Source organism: Virgibacillus sp. MSJ-26, assembly GCF_018918075.1.
In the GTDB taxonomy this organism is placed as follows: Bacteria; Bacillota; Bacilli; order Bacillales; family Amphibacillaceae; genus MSJ-26.
Genome location: NZ_JAHLPW010000011.1, coordinates 91,214 through 109,968, shown reverse-complemented (window position 1 = coordinate 109,968; position 18,755 = coordinate 91,214). Strand labels below are relative to the sequence as shown.

13 protein-coding genes are annotated in these 18,755 nt (G+C 37.0%); all 13 read right to left on the bottom strand.

Translation table 11 applies throughout. The features are described 5' to 3' along the window. Positions 1-11 precede the first annotated feature (11 nt). Positions 12-1,094, bottom strand: coding sequence for an NAD(P)H-dependent flavin oxidoreductase (locus KQI49_RS11770; RefSeq protein ID WP_216489269.1), 1,083 nt, complete (start codon positions 1,092-1,094; stop codon positions 12-14). An 867-nt stretch (positions 1,095-1,961) separates the two neighbouring features. Next, positions 1,962-3,677, bottom strand: coding sequence for an ABC transporter ATP-binding protein (locus KQI49_RS11765; RefSeq protein WP_216489267.1), 1,716 nt, complete (start codon positions 3,675-3,677; stop codon positions 1,962-1,964). 586 nt (positions 3,678-4,263) lie between these two features. Then, positions 4,264-5,484: a S1C family serine protease gene (locus KQI49_RS11760; protein ID WP_216489266.1), complete on the bottom strand. Its 1,221-nt coding sequence runs from the start codon at positions 5,482-5,484 to the stop codon at positions 4,264-4,266. Positions 5,485-5,702: 218 nt separating this feature from the next. Then, positions 5,703-6,488, bottom strand: coding sequence for an MBL fold metallo-hydrolase (locus KQI49_RS11755; protein WP_216489264.1), 786 nt, complete (start codon positions 6,486-6,488; stop codon positions 5,703-5,705). 1 nt (position 6,489) lies between these two features. After that, positions 6,490-7,413 carry a two-component system regulatory protein YycI gene (locus tag KQI49_RS11750; RefSeq protein WP_216489262.1) on the bottom strand — a complete coding sequence of 308 codons (924 nt, stop codon included), beginning with the start codon at positions 7,411-7,413 and terminating at the stop codon, positions 6,490-6,492. 2 nt (positions 7,414-7,415) lie between these two features. Beyond that, positions 7,416-8,714, bottom strand: coding sequence for a YycH family regulatory protein (locus KQI49_RS11745; protein ID WP_216489260.1), 1,299 nt, complete (start codon positions 8,712-8,714; stop codon positions 7,416-7,418). Next, the gene (gene walK, locus KQI49_RS11740) at positions 8,711-10,552 is read right to left on the bottom strand and encodes a cell wall metabolism sensor histidine kinase WalK (protein WP_216489258.1); all 1,842 of its coding nucleotides are present in this window, start codon (positions 10,550-10,552) and stop codon (positions 8,711-8,713) included. The genes KQI49_RS11745 and walK overlap by 4 nt, the downstream gene beginning before the upstream one ends. Before the next feature lie 5 nt (positions 10,553-10,557). After that, entirely contained in the window at positions 10,558-11,262 is a 705-nt protein-coding gene (gene yycF, locus KQI49_RS11735; protein ID WP_216489248.1) for a response regulator YycF, read from the bottom strand. A gap of 760 nt (positions 11,263-12,022) precedes the next feature. Then, positions 12,023-13,312, bottom strand: a complete 1,290-nt coding sequence (locus KQI49_RS11730) for an adenylosuccinate synthase (RefSeq protein WP_216489247.1) — start codon at positions 13,310-13,312, stop codon at positions 12,023-12,025. A 422-nt stretch (positions 13,313-13,734) separates the two neighbouring features. Further along, the gene (gene dnaB, locus KQI49_RS11725) at positions 13,735-15,108 is read right to left on the bottom strand and encodes a replicative DNA helicase (RefSeq protein ID WP_216489329.1); all 1,374 of its coding nucleotides are present in this window, start codon (positions 15,106-15,108) and stop codon (positions 13,735-13,737) included. Between the two features lie 53 nt (positions 15,109-15,161). Further along, positions 15,162-15,608 carry a 50S ribosomal protein L9 gene (gene rplI, locus KQI49_RS11720; protein WP_216489245.1) on the bottom strand — a complete coding sequence of 149 codons (447 nt, stop codon included), beginning with the start codon at positions 15,606-15,608 and terminating at the stop codon, positions 15,162-15,164. 2 nt (positions 15,609-15,610) lie between these two features. Next, entirely contained in the window at positions 15,611-17,578 is a 1,968-nt protein-coding gene (locus KQI49_RS11715) for a DHH family phosphoesterase (RefSeq protein WP_216489243.1), read from the bottom strand. 106 nt (positions 17,579-17,684) lie between these two features. Next, a complete protein-coding gene (locus KQI49_RS11710; protein ID WP_216489241.1) occupies positions 17,685-18,632 on the bottom strand; it encodes a YybS family protein in 948 nt (315 codons plus the stop codon). Positions 18,633-18,755 lie beyond the last annotated feature (123 nt).

Here is an 18,755-nt window from a genome sequence, read left to right as displayed (position 1 = left end):
GTTGATAGCACTTACCATTCTTTAATTTTTCCAATAACAATGCTATCAATTTCAGAAAGTATCTCTGACATCATTTCACTAACAGACTGCTGTTTGCTTGATCTTGGATTTTGACCACACCATAAAGACATCCATTCGGGGCGATTTTGCTTGGCAGCTTCTTTACGTATAGATTGTGTTAATGTATTTTGAATCGGATATTTCGGCACTTCTTTCTCATGACTTTCCATTTTAGTAATGAATTTATTTCGGATGCCTCTTGCTGGTTTACCGCTAAACGTCGATGTTACAACTGTTTGATCTTCAAAACTTCTCAAAACCGCTTCTTTGTGTTGTTCCTTTGCTCCACTTTCCAAACTCGTGACAAAAGCGGTTCCCATCTGGACGGCTTCCGCTCCCAAAATCATAGCTGATAAAACACCCCTGCCATCCATAATTCCACCTGCTGCAATGACTGGAATATTAACATGATCTACGGTTTGCGGAACGAACGCCATTGTTCCAATCATAGCGTCTTCAAAAGAGCCCATAAATGTTCCCCGATGTCCTCCAGCTTCACTCCCTTGCACAACCACCATATCCATACCAATTTCTTCATTGGCAACCGCTTCTTTCACTGTTGTTGCCGTTCCAATTATAACTATATTTTTCTTTTTTAATCGTTCAACTATTTCTTTCGAAGGGAGTCCAAATGTGAAACTACAAACGGGAACTTCTTCTTCAATAATAACTTTTATCTGTGCTTCAAAAATTAAAGCGTTAGCCTTTTTCACCTCCGACACTTCCGATAAGTTCAATTCCTCCCGAAAAGGTTGAAGCCATTCGTTCGCTTTATTAATTTCTTTTTCGGATATCTCTGGACTCTCTGGGATAAACAAATTCACTCCAAATGGCTTGTCCGTGAGTTGTTTAACCTTCTCAATGTTTACCTTGAGTTGTTCAGCACTCATATAGCCAGCACCTATATTTCCAAGAGAACCACTATTAGAGACACTAGCTACCAATTCAGGTGTTGTAACCCCTCCAGCCATGCCTGCCTGTATAATAGGATACTTAATATTCAGAGTCCGTGTTACTTTAGTTTCATACCACATATTGACTTCCCCCTAATTGTCCATAATTAGTGATTTTAATATTTTCTATAGTATTTATGTAAAATTAACTAACTTAAGGTCCAGGTTTTATTATGCTATTGGGATTATGGAATGTTAAATACTTAGCTCGCACCCTCTGAAGGTATGTACCGTGTGCAGTAAGCGGCTAAAATTAATAGTATCAAGCTAATAGACGAACTCAATAATCCCATAAAGTCAAACCAATATGACAAGATATTTATTAAGACCATCAATAATAAACAGATTGAAGTTAACGCACTTTTAATTCCTGTAACACCTTTGTTTCTCTTTCTAATTATAATTGGAATGGATAAAATAAAGGCAATTACCAGGATTATATACAAACTATCTAGCACCATTATCATCTCCCCCAGAATGACATAGTCATCTTCAACTAGATGCTCTTGAACCTAGATTCAAATTCCGCCCCTTTTTAACCGGACATTAATTTATAACTTATTTTATAATATAAATAGACTACTCCATAAGCAAACAAATAGCTAAGAAAAGTCCAAGCAATATTCCATCCATTCTTGTAAATTATCTCTTCTATGAACACCATAAAGAATTCGGCAATCTTCCTTTTTTTTCACCTTTATTATTATAAAACTTAATCAAGCTACAGAGAACATAGTGGGTCGAATTTGTTCACTACATCAAAGGAACAATTTCCATAGACTCAAAAAGAATGGCATAAGTAACTCATAGATTAAAAACCCGAACGATATTTCGATATTCTTAAATAGGATTCGAAATTTCGTTCGGGGATGGTATTTTACGTTGAGCTTAAATGTTTATTGTTTCGTCGGCCACAGGGGTTAAGAACCCTTTCAAGTACACAGTCTTTTACCTCATCTGAACTGAATGCAATTTTGCAAATATGCCATTTTGCTCAAGCAATTCTTCATGTGTGCCTGATTCTTCGATACCACTTTTTGTGACGACCATGATTCGATCGGCATTTTTAATAGTGGCTAACCGATGCGCAATGACAATCGTTGTCCGGTCTTTTGACAGTTCCGATAAAGCTTGTTGTATAATCATTTCCGTTTCCGTATCAAGTGCTGACGTTGCTTCGTCAAGTATTAAGATTGGAGGATTCTTCAAGAACATACGCGCAATTGCAATTCGTTGTTTTTGTCCCCCGGAAAGTTTTAAACCACGCTCACCGACTTGTGTTTCATATCCATCTGGTAATTCTTTAATGAAATCTGTCATATGGGCTCGTTTTGCTGCTAGTTCAATTTCTTCATCTGTGGCATCGAGTTTCCCGTAAGCAATATTTTCACGTAAGGTTCCGGTAAACAAGAATACATCTTGTTGCACAATACCAATTTGATTGCGTAACGATTCTTTGGTCATGTCTCGAACATCAATACCATCTATAGTGATTTGGCCGCTCTCAACATCATAAAAACGTGGAATGAGAGATGATATTGTCGTTTTTCCTGCACCAGATGGACCAACAAGTGCGACTGTTTCACCAGCATTGATCATGAATGACATCGTCTTTAAAACAGGCTCTTGAGTTTTTTCATAGCCAAAGGTGACTTTATCAAACGCAATGAAACCTTTGAGCGATGTGACGTTTTTTGCGTTCTTTTTGTTCACTACGTCCGGTGAGATATCCAGCATGTCCGTAAAACGTTTAAAGCCGGCCATGCCTTTAGGGTAAAGTTCTAGCAAGGTACTAATTTTTTCAACTGGTTTAAATAACACGTTAACGTATAAAATAAATGCAACTAACTCACCGTATGTGAGCAAGCCATTATAGGACAAATACGCACCGACGACAAGAACAATTAACACCATCAAACGCATCATCATATAAATGCTTGACTGAACAAACGCCATGACTTTATAAGCACCAAGTTTCGCTGTTCGGAATTTGTAGTTATCTTTGGTGAAACGATTCATTTCAAACTTTTCATTAGTGAAAGATTGTACAACTCGGACACCTGAGACCGCATCCTCTACGCGACCATTAACATCAGCAATTTCTTCATACATCGATTTCCATGCTTTATTCATTCGAATATTACTATAAGCAATTAACCAAATTAAAATCGGGACAATAATTAAAATAATCAACGAGAGCTGGAAATTGATATTAAACATGAGCCAGAACGCACCAATAAACGTCATAATGGCAATAAAAAAGTCCTCTGGCCCGTGGTGAGCGAGTTCGCCAATTTCAAAAAGATCATTGGTAATCCGACTCATTATATGCCCTGTCTTTGTGTTATCAAAAAAACGAAAAGACTGTTTTTGCACATGGTGAAACAAATCTTGGCGCATATCTGTTTCTATATTTACACCGAGCTTATGCCCCCAATAAGTAACAACATATTGTAACGCAGTACTTAATAAGTAAATAAATAAAAGCAGCACACCAACTGTAATAATTGCATCCCAGTTATTCCCTGGTAAAAGATCATCAATAAACCATTGTACTGCTACTGGAAAAGCTAATTCTAATAACGCCACAATAACAGCACTTGTAAAGTCTACAATAAATAGGCGTTTATGTGGTTTATAGTAAGAGAAAAAACGTTTAATCAATAGTCACACTTCCTTCTATCTGTATATCTTTAATATAATAATCCAAGTGAAATAAAAATTGTTTGGTGCAAAACAATCTTCCACATTTTTCTCATTTGAATATAGAAATTATATGGATAATCTACATAAATAGCAACAAGAAGGTTCTATTTTAATCTTTCCACAATATATATGACACTTAAATTCAACACCTCATACAGAAATCGACAACTATTTTAGGTTAAATTTATTATATAATAATTAATATAGATAACTTCTTTTTTTAGCCAAGCATCCCAACCTTATTATCCACAAAGTTATCCACATATGCACAAGTGTTCGCAACTATCTTGTGTTCCTATTTTATTTTTACTCAAAATATAGAGTTATTAAGATAGTTATCCACTGTTTGTGGATGAAAATTGATTTGTGTGGACTACTTTCCTAACTTTGTGAACAACATTATGTATAACTCGTTAATAATAATATTGTCGAAAGTCACCCTTTAATTGAGAAAACACCATTTTATTTTAAATAAAAAAGATGATTTCTGTCTTGTTCAGAAATCATCTTTTAATTTGCTTCTCTCTTTTAATCTCAAGTTTTGTTAATCTTGAACGCCTAATTCAACAGTTGTTTTGTGACTCTCTCCATCTCGATAATAAACGACATCGACTTTGTCACCAACTTCTTTTTCCTCGTAAAGGATTTTTCGAAGATCGATCATATCCATTACTTCTTTACCATCAAGTTCCGTGATGACATCTAGCCTTTTAAGCCCTGCTTTATCAGCTGGTGACATTGGCTCAACGCTCCAAACATAGACCCCACCTTCAACTTTATTAGGTAGTTTTAATGTTTTTTCCCATTCGGCTTGTGGTACTTCTTCTAAGGAATAAATTTCAACGCCTAAATAAGCCCGTGTCACTTCTCCTTCTGTCTCCAATTCATTGATAATCGGCCCGGCTGTATCAATAGGAATGGAAAAGCCAATACCTTCAACCGCTGCTTCATTAATCTTCATGGAATTGATTCCAATCAATAAGCCATCCATGTTAATGAGTGCTCCTCCACTGTTACCTGGGTTAATCGCTGCGTCTGTTTGAATGACTTCAGCTTGCCAGTCTGCTCTGCCATCTTGGTTGAAATCCATTGGAATTGTACGCTGCGTTCCACTGATAATGCCTTGTGTCACAGAGCCCGCAAACATATGACCAAGAGGATTCCCAATAGCGATTGCTGGTTCACCGACTTTTACTTTATCTGACGAACCCATCTCAATCACTTTATCGGCTTCTTTCGCATCAATTCTCAATACCGCTAAGTCAGAAAATAAATCACTACCAAGCAGCTCAGCGTCGACATACTCATCATCATATAATACGATTTCTACTTCATCGGCGCCTTCGACAACATGATGGTTAGTTACAACATAGGCATAGTCCTTATCCTTCTTATAAATAACACCGGATCCAGTACCCACTTCACTGCCACCATCTTGTTCCCAGAAATCTGATTCCAATTGAATATTTGTCACACCAACAACCGCTGGAGAAACCTTTTCAACGATTTCTGTCAGTTGTGTATTAATATCCACATTAATAACACCTTCTGGTACATCGTTCTGATTGGAATTCTTATTTGATTGAATTGGCGTCTCTTGTCCTTCTTTAGATTCTTCCATAAAGCCCGTGTCTAATAGTGCAGGCATAGCTACTACGACAAGAAGTATTCCAATAATAACTCCGAGTAGAATAGGTAGAAGCCAGTTACCTCTTTTTCTCCGTTCAGGTTCTGGTGGATACTGATTGCCATCTCCATAATCCATCTCATCAACCCCTTTAACTTTCATTAAGATATTAAGCGTTAATACCCCTTTTTACTGTCAAAGTCAGGTGACATCCGTTCACTTTATAGTTTATGAGCGACAGTTATTAATTAATCATCTATGTTAGCAGTCACCTTAATCTTATGTGTAAAGTTATATCTTGCTTATATATCTATTGTTACCCAAACTAAATGAAGTATTAAAAATTTGTCAGGATTTTAGCCTACCTCATAAATTGGTGTTGGTGAATTGGGGTCGGTATCATGAAGCTCTAATGAAATCCCACGTTCTTTTAAGACGTTGTCTACTGACATCCGGGCTAAATCCTTCATGTTATTGTCTTGGCTTAAATGAGCCAAATAAACTCGCTTTGTCTTATTACTTATAATATCTGAAAGAGCAAGACCAGAGTCTTCGTTGGACACATGCCCAGAATCACCTAGAATACGCCGTTTTACACTCCAAGGATAACGTCCCATTCGAAGCATTTCAACATCATGATTAGCCTCGAATATATAGGCATCCGCACCTTCAACTGTCTTTTTAATGCGTTCGGATACATAGCCTAGATCGGTGACGAGAGCTACCTTTTGATCACCTTTATTAAATGAGAAAAACATCGGCTCAACTGCGTCATGTGAGACACCGAATGACTCAATATCAAGATCGCCAAACGTTTTAACTTCACCTGTTTCAAAATGGAATTTCTGATCAAGTGTCAGTTTTCCAATTGAACCTTCCATTGCTTTCCATGTACGGGCATTAGCGTAAATCGGCAAATTATATTTTCTGGCGATAATGCCTAGCCCTTTTATATGGTCACTATGCTCATGAGTGACCAAAATACCTGTTAAGCGAGAAGGATCAATGTTAATCTCGCTAAATAATCTGTCCATCTGCTTGCCACTCAATCCTGCATCAACGAGAATACGCTGCTCGTTTGATTCAATATAAAAAGCATTACCTGTACTCCCGGATGCTAAGACACTAAAACGTAATGTCATCTTACTCCTCACTCCCATTATCATCAATCCTATTAGAGAGTTGCTCTAATATTTCTTTCTTAAACTCTTTATCTTTTATTGAGGCAGAATGAATGGATCCACTGAATGTCTCAAATGTTTCTTTCAGGAATTCAGCATCATTACCAGAAAATATAAAACCCTCAATCGCGTTAATAAAGTAATTACGCTCTTGATCCACATTCATTCTCCAAGTAGGTACAAAAACTTGTATTCCATCAGCCAACGGAACTCTCGTATGATAACCCATTTCCGTATCCGTAACTTTTTCACCTGAATTAAGTTGATTCGTCAAGTATAACGTTTCAATTGCTTTAATGGGTTGGATAAGGGTTTTCTTGTCTTCCGCTTCTTCCGTATCTCCAAGCATTGTCTGTATATAGGAAACGGCCTCATTGTCTTCATTTAAAAAGACTAGGACAATGCCATTCTGATTAAAGTAGATCGGCCGGTCATTTTTTTCTTGGAAAAAGACTAGGACATTAAAGTCCTTATTCCATGTCCAGAGTTTATACTCATCTGCATATAACATATCGCCTTTAACAAGACCTGATAATGTGCTTGATGTCGCGTCTTTTGGTATTTTAATTGGCTCTTTAAATTCACTGATAATAAAGTTTTCATCGAGGATAACAGATTCCTGATTACTGAAGTCATCTAACTTATCTTTATCATCACTATCAAATTTCTTCTGTTTAACAGATAAGAAAGCCTCTTTGCCTTCAGCTTCTGGTAAATCTTCATAAGTGATGTCCTCAGATTCCAGTTGTTCTTCTAAGGTTGCGTCTTCACGCTCAATAACACCTATATCTGCCTCTTTTTGTTTATCAAGCAGTAGGTATAGTAAATAAATATTTAGAATTAGGAAGCAGAGGATAAAAAGCGTTTTTATTTGATTCCATTGCATCCTCAGCTCACCTCTTCATTAAATATTTTATCTTCATCCATATTAAGCTCTTGCCATCTATCTTTATATTTTATATACCAACTTGGCTCTAGATTAAGTGTAGGAAAACTGGAATCCTGAAAAGATAGACGATAACCTACTTTGACATTCTCAATATCTTCTATATTATAGTTGGATTCTTTTTTTAAGAAACTTTTCACAGTGGTACCTGGTGGTAATTCAACTTCATCGCCACCAAGTGGATCATTAATGCTGAACAATGGACGTTTATACCTGATACGATCCTGGTCATGCCATTCTTGCTGAATAGTAGCTAAGTCATTATTATTAAAAACCGGATAGTCTTTGTAATACATTTGATAAACAATTCGGTTTTGAATGGGATCAATTTCTTGTAAATTATAAGAATCAGTCCATCCGTTATAATCATTGATGTCATCTATACTCTGTTCAAGTAAATCATTCGGTGACATGCGTTCATAACCTTGATAAGGATTAACATATTCCATCAGCTTACGATTATGGTAAATATGCATTTGCCTTTGGCCATCTGTATAAAATGTTTCATCTTCAACAACATTTCTTTTTACAGCAGACGGATCAGTAAATAGGATATTCACTAGTGAAACTGGATCTATAGTGTTAATTGTAGCTGAATGTCTAGGCATTACCGAAGAACCTTTTTGTATATAAACAGGTGTATCGCTTTGAGTAAGTGGTATGTATTCCATCATACCTTCAAGATTATCAAGATGATTTTTTACCCATGCTTCTTTTGCTGCATTATTCACTTCTGCTTGTGCTTTATAACGACCATCTATAGAAAGAAAATGGATTTTCAAAGTCGATTCATCTTGGTTCAATGTAATATACATACGTTTAAAGGACCATTCCGGCAAATCACCTGCCTCTTTATCCATATCAAATAAACTCGGTAAAATATCTAAAGAAATGGCGTCTGGAAAAATAATTTCAACTTGATAATTATGTTGGGGAGGGTTATTCGCTTCACCATCCCTAAAATCATACATCACCCATGATTGCATTTCTTCATAAAAGTCGTTTTTATCAGCTGGATTATCAAAGCTAAAGTAATTATCGTTTTTCTTAAATATAATCGATTCTGGTTTAACCACGTCAGTCCTCTTTTTAACTGTACCACCAAGGTTGACTTCATCGACATAATTGGTATCAAACACACGCTCATAATTTGGTTTATAATTCCATAAGCTGAATGTTAACAAGAGGCTTATTAAAATTAAAACAGTTAAAATGTAGGATTTTATCAGCTCAAAATTCATTTAGATCTCCTCCGCATCCGACTCATCAGCGGAAGTGTAAAGAAAATTGTTGTCCCTTTACCTTCTCTACTTCTTGCCCATATAGTCCCATGGTGAGCCTCTACTAATTCTTTAGTGATAGCTAATCCAAGCCCTGTTCCGCCAAGCTTTCTCGTTCGTGCCTTATCTGCCCGATAAAAGCGTTCAAAAATTTTATCCAACCGATCATATGGAATACCCATTCCTTCATCCGCAATACTGACAAGCATTTGGTGGTTCCGTCTAGTCACTTTAAAAGTAATCTTTCCACCTTCAGGGGAATATTTAATGGCATTGGAAATAATATTATCCAATACTTGGGTCATTTTATCTTTATCTATCCAAACAGAGAAGGACTCATTAGGGATCTCCCGTAAAAGGGTAATTTGCTCAGGCACGTTCATTTCAAATCGATCGATAATCCCGTTTAAGAATTGAACAAATTCAACACGCTCTCTTTGCAATGAATAGTCTTTTTGATCCATTCTTGAAAGTTGCAATAAATCATTAACCATGCGAATCATGCGATCTGTTTCATTTTGCGTCACTTCTAAAAACTTGGGTGCTAATTCTTTATCCTGCCAAGCCCCTTCCGTTAATGTTTCAACATAACTACGCATCGTAGTTAGAGGCGTTCTTAATTCATGTGATACATTGGATACAAATTCACGACGCTCTCTTTCCAATTGTTCTTGTTCAGTTACATCACTAATCACAGTTATAAATCCTGTAATTTGTTCATCTTCGTTCATAACAGTTGAAAAGTTAGCCCGCAATAGATAAACATAATCATCTTCACTAAAGTCAATAATCATCGAGCCGCTATCTTTCAACTCAGTGACATCGACGACTTTTTCATCTAAATGAAGAACATCTAAAATAAGCTCTCCCATCACGTCATCAGGATTTTGGCCAACTAAATGTCCGGCTGCATCATTCATCAACGTGACCGTACCCTTAGAATCGGTTGCAATGACACCATCAGACATATTTTTAAGGACTGAACTCAATCTTCTCTGTTCTCTTTCATTTCTCGCGTATGACAGTCTGAGACGGTCATTCATATCATTGAACGTGACAGCAAGTTGTCCAATTTCATCTGTGCTATATACGTTTACTTTCTGTGAGAAGTCGCCTCTCGCCATCGTTTTTGCTTGCCTACGCATTTCTTTAATCGGCTTAGTGATAGTTCTAGCAACAAGAATACCTAAAATAGCCGAAACAACCATGGCCAGGATAGATCCTCTAAAAAAGATTTCGTTTATATTTTGTACTTGGCCGTAAACACCTTCTAAAGAGGCTTCATAATAAATAACACCAATAATATTATTTTCATCGTTTTTATCATAAAGAGACACTGTTTTAACAAAAACTCGATTATCTCCTTCTGGATCATAAAGTGTTTTATCCGGTGATATATCCAGTAAAAGAGCTTTTAAAATTGCATCTTCTGTTGTCTTTTTTCCTATTATTTCTGTGTTAGAATAATCGTTGGTACCAAGGACACGCCCCTGGCTATTGACAACTTGTAAGCGAACAATATCATCCGTATCAACACCCTCAACAATCTGTTGGACTTCTTCCTGTAGAGTGAGTTCCTCCTCCCCATCTTCGGACCTATCTCGATTAAATGCTTGTTCTAAGTTATATCCTAATAAATCAATTCGATCCTCGACCGACTCTAAAAAATTATCGAGCAATTCACCTTCAAGTTTCGAAACAAAATAAGAACCAATCACTTGAACAGCAACAAGTATTAGAAGGATATAAATAACAATAAACTTTAATTGTATCGAACGGAAAAAGCCAACTTTATGCATAAAACCTACTCCTGCTCTGGATTACGTAAATAATATCCAACACCACGACGGGTAACAATCCACATCGGGTTACTTGGATTCTCCTCAATTTTTTCCCTTAAGCGACGAACAGTGACATCAACTGTACGAACATCCCCAAAATAATCATAGCCCCAGACTGTTTCTAATAAATGTTCACGTGTCATCACTTGTCCGATATGACGGGCTAAATAATGTAGTAATTCAAATTCACGGTGGGTCAACTCAATTTCCGCTCCGTCTCTTGAAACAGTGTAAGCATCTGGATGGATAACAAGTGAGCCAATGACGATGTCTTTTGTAGCTTTGACCGTGTCATCTGGAACTTGCTGTTGACGACGTAAATTAGCCTTTACGCGCGCGACAACTTCTCGATTACTAAACGGCTTTGTCACATAATCATCCGCTCCAAGTTCAAGTCCAAGTACTTTATCAATCTCATCGTCTTTCGCCGTTAACATAATAATCGGCATCGTTTGCGTCTTTCTAATCTCACGGCAAACTTCATTCCCGTCTTTATTAGGTAACATAATGTCGAGCAGTATTAAATCCGGTTCCTCATCTTGCGCCAACTCAACTGCCTCATCACCATCATAAGCGCATACGACCTCATAGCCTTCTTTTTCTAAGTTGAATTTTAATATATCTGCAATCGGTTGTTCATCATCTACAACTAATATTTTTTGTGCCATTTATTTAACACCCCTTATATATTCTAAAACCTTTTAAATGTATAGTTTAAGTATGAAACGTCTTTAAATTTCAATTCTAGTTTCAATATATTTTATCATGTTTACAATTTTATTCTTAATTACCTATTATACCATTGTTTGATTGTTTATTTTGTTTTAACGATATTTATATACAAAAGCAGGTCACTAATTTAGTGCCCTTTATCCATTTTATCGTATTTTAACGTAAAAGTCTTTTAATGCAGGTTAGTTTTTGACTTGAAGTAATGTTAATAAAAACCAGTTGTTTTTGAAACAAAAGTGCAAACGCCCGATTAGCAACGTACGGACTGGACGGGGGCGAAGGAGATAAAGGAAACAAGCCCCTGCAAAAGGGGTATGCCCGTTAGCCGCAAAGGCTGAAATTAGTCGGCCCTCCTTATTGTCTTGAGCCGATGTTGGCTTATCGTATCATGAGGTGAAGAAAGTCTCGCAAGTTTTTTAATGCGAAAACTTGCCTGCTAGTTGCTGGGTGTTGAAGCTAGACGTAACAAAAGCTGGAGAAAACCTGACGAGATAAAGGAGAACCGAAGAGCGGAGCGATTCGAGTTCGACTTATCGTAGGAAGGTATTCGAAGCTTGGTAGTTGCTAGGTGCTTGAGCTGGACGTGGTCAAATTTTAGTGTATAGTTATCCACAGAAGTTTTAATGTTATAGTACGCTAAACTACAAAAAAAGGCTACCACTAGATGATTTCTGGTGATAGCCTTTTTAAGTTATTTTAATTTCGATAAACATTCCTTACGATAATAGTCTGGGTTCTATCTGGACCAACAGAAAATATGGATAGAGGAACTTCTGTCAATTGGGAAACACGTTCTAAATAATGACGTGCATTTTCAGGAAGTTCGTGTAAACTTTTAACTTGGGTGATATCTTCTGTCCATCCAGGCATTTCCTCATAAATTGGCTCACACTCAGCCAGCACATCTAGACTTGCTGGGAATTCTTCTAGAATCTCCCCTCTATATTTATAAGCCGTACATATTTTTAATGTTTCAATGCCTGTTAAGACATCTAAGCAGTTAAGCGAAAGGTCTGTAATACCACTAACCCTTCTAGCATGTCTCACAACGACACTATCAAACCAACCAACACGACGCGGTCTGCCTGTTGTTGTACCGTATTCACGACCAACTTCACGAATTTGGTTACCAACCTCATCGTCTAGTTCTGTTGGAAACGGACCGTCTCCAACTCGTGTGGTATATGCCTTTGTGACACCAACAACATGTTTAATCTTTGATGGACCAACACCTGAACCAATCGTTACGCCTCCAACCACTGGGTTAGACGAGGTAACGAATGGATAAGTTCCTTGGTCAATATCAAGCATAACACCTTGTGCCCCTTCAAATAACACTCTGCGTCCAGCATCAAGCGCATCATTTAAAACAACAGATGTATCACAAACATATTGTTTCATTTGCTGACCATATTCATAATACTCATCAAGAATATCTTCAACCTTGGTAGGTTCAACTTCATATACTTTTTCAAATAAACGATTTTTTTCAATTAAATTTTGTTCCAATTTTGCCTTAAATGTATCTCGATCGAGGAGATCTGCCACACGAATTCCCATGCGAGCTGCCTTATCCATATAAGCAGGACCGATGCCTTTTTTCGTAGTTCCGATTTTATTAATACCTTTTTCTTCTTCTTGGAGAATATCTAATTTTAAATGATACGGTAAAATAATATGAGCACGGTTGCTAACACGTAAATTATCGGTATTGATGTTATGTTCTTTAAGATAGGCCAATTCTTCCATAAACGCTTTCGGATCGATTACCATACCATTTCCGAGCACGGACGTTTTTTCTTTAAAAAAGATTCCAGACGGGATTAAGTGAAGTTTATACGTTGTATCATCAAAAACAATTGTATGACCGGCATTATTACCACCTTGATAACGAGCAACGACTTCTGCATCCTGTGATAAAAAATCTGTAATCTTTCCTTTTCCTTCATCGCCCCACTGTGTTCCAACTACTACTACTGAGGACATAGTGCACCTCCACGTTTTATATAACAATTTTTGTGTTTTAATCAATTACATGAGTATTTTATCAATAATAATGTTATCAGTCAAGATTATTACGAATGATTTAATTATATTATTCGTTATTGTTCGTGTTTTATACTTTGTAAAGGGAGTGCTAGAGGACCGAAGACTGTCTAGCTTTAGATGAGTCTCACTAAATGTCTGTATGCCCTCTAATCTTCTTTTTCTACTTTAGGAGATACGGGAAGAGTGAATGCGTTACCCCTAAGCTCACTTTTCCTACCTTAGGGGGCACGAGAAAAGAGAATGCGTTACCCCTAAGCTATTTTTTCTGCCTTAGGGGGGACGACTTAAACTATAAAGTCTAAAAAACCGAATAACCAGGATATATATAATCCTAATTATTCGGTAATTGGTCAAATCTATTATACTTGCATCGGTTCTGGCGGGACATCACTTGTGTCGTACCTATGATCTAAGTCGACGAACTTGTTGTATTCTTTTACAAAAGCGAGTTCGACTGTTCCAACCGGACCGTTACGTTGCTTGGAGATGATAATTTCTATGATATTCTGTTTCTCAGATTCTTGGTCATAATAGTCATCACGGTATAAGAAACCTACAATATCAGCATCTTGCTCGATACTTCCGGATTCACGTAAATCGGACATCATCGGACGTTTATCTTGTCTTTGCTCAACACCACGAGATAACTGGGAAAGTGCAATTAACGGCACATTCAATTCACGAGCTAAACCTTTTAAGGATCTAGAAATCTCGGATACTTCTTGTTGTCTGTTTTCCTTAGAGTTGACACTTCCTTGAATGAGCTGTAAATAATCAATTAAAATCATGCCAAGACCGTTTTCCTGTTTCAGTCGTCGACATTTCGAGCGGATTTCACTAACGCGAATACCAGGCGTATCGTCAATATATATTCCGGCATTTGACAAGGATCCCATAGCCATTGTCAACTTACTCCAGTCTTCATCAATCAATGTTCCTGTCCGAAGACGCTGGGAGTCAATATTTCCTTCAGCACAGAGCATACGTTGGACGAGCTGTTCTGCCCCCATCTCTAAGCTGAATATCGCCACGTTTTCATCGGTATTGACTGCAACATTTTGCGCTACGTTTAGAGCGAAAGCTGTTTTACCAACGGAAGGACGAGCCGCTACGATGATTAAATCATTGCGCTGGAATCCAGATGTGATTCGATCTAAATCTCTAAAACCAGTTGGAATTCCTGTGACGTCTTCTTTATTTTGATGTAGCTGTTCAATATTGTCATAAACTTCAATAAGAACATCTTTAATTGATTTAAATGCCCCACTGTTTTTACGACCGGACACTTCTAGGATGCCTTTTTCTGCTTCATTGAGCACGTCTTCTACTGCATCTTCTCTAGAAAAAGTGTCAGTGACAATATCGGTAGCTGTCCGAATAAGACGGCGGAGTAAGGCTTTTTCTTCAACAATCTTACTATAATAGCCTATATTAGCAGCCGTAGGAACACTTCCTGCGACTTCTGTCAGATAACTGACACCCCCAACTTCTTCAAGGAGTTTACTGTCTTGCAGTGCAGAGGTTACAGTTACCACATCAATAGCTTCACCACGATCAGCCAACTTCAACATGGCTTCGAATATGCGTTGGTGACCTGCTCTGTAAAAGTCTTCGGGCATCAATAACTCAGATGCTGTCGAAAAGGCCTCTGGCTCTAGAAAGATTGCACCAATGATGGCTTGCTCTGCTTCTATATTATGTGGTGGTGTGCGATCATTCCATCCTTCATTCATTGCCATGCTGACCTCCTTTTTTTAAAGGTGCTTTTCTACTAACCTTTTTGAATTTATTTTTCAGATACATGGACTTTCACACTACCAGAAACCTCTGGATGAAGTTTAACAGGTACTGTCGTATAGCCTAATGCTCTAATAGGTTGATCAAGTTCAATTTTCCGACGGTCAATTTTGTATCCATATTCTTTTTTTAATTCCTCTGCGATTTGTTTATTTGTAATTGAACCGAAAAGTCGACCACCTTCACCTGCTTTAGCTTTCAACTCAACAGTAAGATCTGCTAATTTATTTTTTAAATCAATAGCTTCTTCTTTTTCTTGTTGTTCTTCCTGTTCATTTTTTTTCTTTTTCACTTCTAATGCTTTTAAATTACCTGCTGTTGCTTCGATAGCTAGGTTATTTTTCAATAAGTAATTTCGTGCATAACCTACTGAAACATCCTTAACTTCACCTTTTTTACCTTGGCCTTTAACATCTTTTAGAAAAATAACTTTCATGATTAGTCGCTCCCCTCGTAATAATTATCAATAACTTCTTTTAACCAATCCTTTGCCTCCGCGATAGACATTTCATTAATTTGTGTAGCTGCATTTGTCAGATGCCCACCACCATGCATTTGCTCCATAATTACTTGAACATTCAATGCGCCAAGAGACCTAGCACTTATACGAATACCTCCATCTTCTCGTTCAGAGATAACGAAAGATGCTTCAACTCGGTCCATCATCAACAACGTATCAGCCGTCTGGGCAATTAATACCGTGCCAAATACATCGCCTGGTTCAGCTGCTGCAATGGCAATATGGTCACGATATAATTCTACACCTTCTATCAGCTTACTCTTTCTTATATACAGGTCGATATCTTCTTTTAAAAATTCTTGTACTTTTACTGTATCAGCTCCACGACTTCTTAGGAAAGAAGCTGCATCAAAGGTTCGCGATCCGGTCCGAAGAGTGAAGTTCTTAGTATCAACAGTAATCCCAGCTAAAAGAGCTGTAGCTTCTAATGTACTTAACTTTTCTACTTTAGGTTGATATTCGATTAACTCTGTCACAAGTTCAGCTGTTGAAGAAGCGTAAGGTTCCATATAAACGAGTGTAGGATTCTGAATAAAGTCCTCTCCACGTCTGTGATGGTCGATGACGACTTTGTACTCTGCTTTGTTTAACAACTCTTCATCTGCAACCATTGATGGTTTATTGGTATCGACTATAACGACGAGGCTACGTTTTGTGATTTTATCTTCCGCTTCTTCAGGATCAATAAAGTGTGCCCATAAATTTTCGTCTTTTTTAATCGCATCAACTAATCGAAAAACCCCAGTATCAATATCGTCAGGATCAAAAACAATATATCCATCAACATCGTTGGCTTGCGCAATCTTTAAAATTCCTATTGCAGAACCAAATGCATCCATATCAGGCGCCTTATGTCCCATGATAATAACATTATCACTTGTTTTAATAAGTTCTTTCAACGCATGTGATATAACCCGTGCCCTTACTCGAGTCCGTTTTTCCATTGGATTTGTTTTACCTCCATAAAAACGGACACGGCCTTCTTCATCTTTTATAGTTACTTGGTCACCACCACGGCCAAGAGCAAGATCAAGACTAGATTGTGCTAATTCACCAAGCATAGGTAAATCAACTTCGCCGTAACCTACACCGATGCTAAGTGTCACTGGATTGTTCTTTTCGCCGTGCAGTTGACGAACATAGTCAAGGATGGCGAACTTTGCTTTTTCCAATTCATTGAGTATTTCATTATTTCCTATTGCCAAAAACCGATCCTGAGATGTACGTTTCAAATAAATCCCACATTCTTGTGCCCAGTTATTTAGTACAGAAGTCACCTCGGAATTTAAATGACTCTTCGCTGTATCATCCATGTTTTGCGTAATTTCTTCATAGTTATCTAGATATATAATGAATAATACCGTGCGATCATTTTGATACAGCGTTTCGATTTTCTTTTGCTCAGTACGATCAAATAAATATAATAATCGTTCCTCATTTTTATGTGTTACTTGGAAATTATAACCATCTAGTTCAATCCAGGCATCTGTCTTGTCTTCATTGACAATCGGAATAAGATCATCGGAAATATGATCAAGCGGTTTACCTATCAATGATTCACCTTCAGAGAATTTCCCCATATAAGTATTAGTCCATTCTATATGGTAATCCTCACTGAATAATATGATTCCAATAGGCATCTCTAATAAAGCTTCTTCACCGACTTTTTTCAGTCGATGAGACAGCGTAGTAATATATCTTTCCGTCTCATCAATGATTGTTTTTTCAGTTCGGATACTATAATAAAAGGACACGGCCATAAATAAGGTCATCAATATCCCTAGTATCCATTGGTAGTACCATATAACACCTAACAGGATGATAGATAATAAATAAATTATCCATAAATGCCTGCTCAGTGTTGGTTTTTTTTGCAGATTTGGCATTTTATTTCAGCTCCTACTCAAATCAAACTTGAACGTTCAAGCGATATGAAGGTAGAACCCTTTATCCCCCATTTTTCAATAAAATATTTAATTGAATTACTATACCCTATTTTTGATTGTTGTTTGACATTCTTTCTCTCATTTTAAAACCAATATCAATTATACCCAAAATACGTACTAAAGGAAAAACAATCGGTGCAAAAAAGAGCAGAAGAACAACACCAATTATTGAGAACGCTGGAGATAATTTCTTAATATATAAGAAATAAAATATAAACGAAACCCCTTGTATTAAAATTAATATACTAGCTAGCAACATGATATTTTGAACAACAATGAAGAACGCACCTTCTGGATCAGGCTGGGTTAATGTTATTAGCATAGTAATTAAATATACCCAAAGAATGGCTGTTGGAAAAGTCAATTTACGAAATGGTGGAAAATGAAATTCCTTTTGCTCAATACGATTGATGACTTTATAAGAAAGCCATTGACTAATAAATGCATGAATAAGTGATGACATGACTATAGCTAATGGGAGCAGATTCATCACTAATCCCATCTGCTCTTTCACTAAAGCAAGCTGATCCGTCATTTCTTCACCCATATCAAATTGCTCAATAACTTTTTCGAATTGCTGAACAGCATTTCCCGTTTGTTCATTAATCAGAGCAGAAAAATTAATATCAAAAACTGATTGGATGATTAGAAGTATTAACACTAAAGCTACCGCTATGGCAGCAGTACCTTGCGCCCATGTTTCATAGGCAGAGCGTTTGTTATGAATGGCATTACCAATCACAATCCCACCTAAAGCAGCAAGTAAAGTAAATGGAATAGCCGCTAAGTTGGTAAAAATAAAGGCTATTAAGAAAGATGCCAGGGTCATCAATAATGCTGGCTTCCACCCATGTCTAGACGTAAATACAATAAATGGCAATGGCATTAGAAATATCGCAATCGCATTTATAACTGGAATAAATGAAAGTAACAGAATTGCAATATATACAGCTGTATAAACAGCCCCTTCAGAAACTAACTTCGACCTATTCATTCAAACGTAACACCTCTTTCATTCATAGATGACTGTATGTTATATATCAGTTAATACTCCTAGTTTATATTTTTAAGGTCTATTACAATATGATAACACGATAATAGGTCAATTTGGTATAGG

Bases quoted from the DNA above. Each gene is read 5' to 3' on its own strand.
- KQI49_RS11770 (WP_216489269.1), bottom strand. From the start codon at position 1,094: ATGTGGTATGAAACTAAAGTAACACGGACTCTGAATATTAAGTATCCT.
- KQI49_RS11760 (WP_216489266.1), bottom strand. From the start codon at position 5,484: ATGGATTATGGAGATGGCAATCAGTATCCACCAGAACCTGAACGGAGA.
- KQI49_RS11755 (WP_216489264.1), bottom strand. From the start codon at position 6,488: ATGACATTACGTTTTAGTGTCTTAGCATCCGGGAGTACAGGTAATGCT.
- KQI49_RS11750 (WP_216489262.1), bottom strand. From the start codon at position 7,413: ATGCAATGGAATCAAATAAAAACGCTTTTTATCCTCTGCTTCCTAATT.
- KQI49_RS11745 (WP_216489260.1), bottom strand. From the start codon at position 8,714: ATGAATTTTGAGCTGATAAAATCCTACATTTTAACTGTTTTAATTTTA.
- walK (WP_216489258.1), bottom strand. From the start codon at position 10,552: ATGCATAAAGTTGGCTTTTTCCGTTCGATACAATTAAAGTTTATTGTT.
- yycF (WP_216489248.1), bottom strand. From the start codon at position 11,262: ATGGCACAAAAAATATTAGTTGTAGATGATGAACAACCGATTGCAGAT.
- KQI49_RS11730 (WP_216489247.1), bottom strand. From the start codon at position 13,312: ATGTCCTCAGTAGTAGTAGTTGGAACACAGTGGGGCGATGAAGGAAAA.
- dnaB (WP_216489329.1), bottom strand. From the start codon at position 15,108: ATGAATGAAGGATGGAATGATCGCACACCACCACATAATATAGAAGCA.
- rplI (WP_216489245.1), bottom strand. From the start codon at position 15,608: ATGAAAGTTATTTTTCTAAAAGATGTTAAAGGCCAAGGTAAAAAAGGT.
- KQI49_RS11715 (WP_216489243.1), bottom strand. From the start codon at position 17,578: ATGCCAAATCTGCAAAAAAAACCAACACTGAGCAGGCATTTATGGATA.
- KQI49_RS11710 (WP_216489241.1), bottom strand. From the start codon at position 18,632: ATGAATAGGTCGAAGTTAGTTTCTGAAGGGGCTGTTTATACAGCTGTA.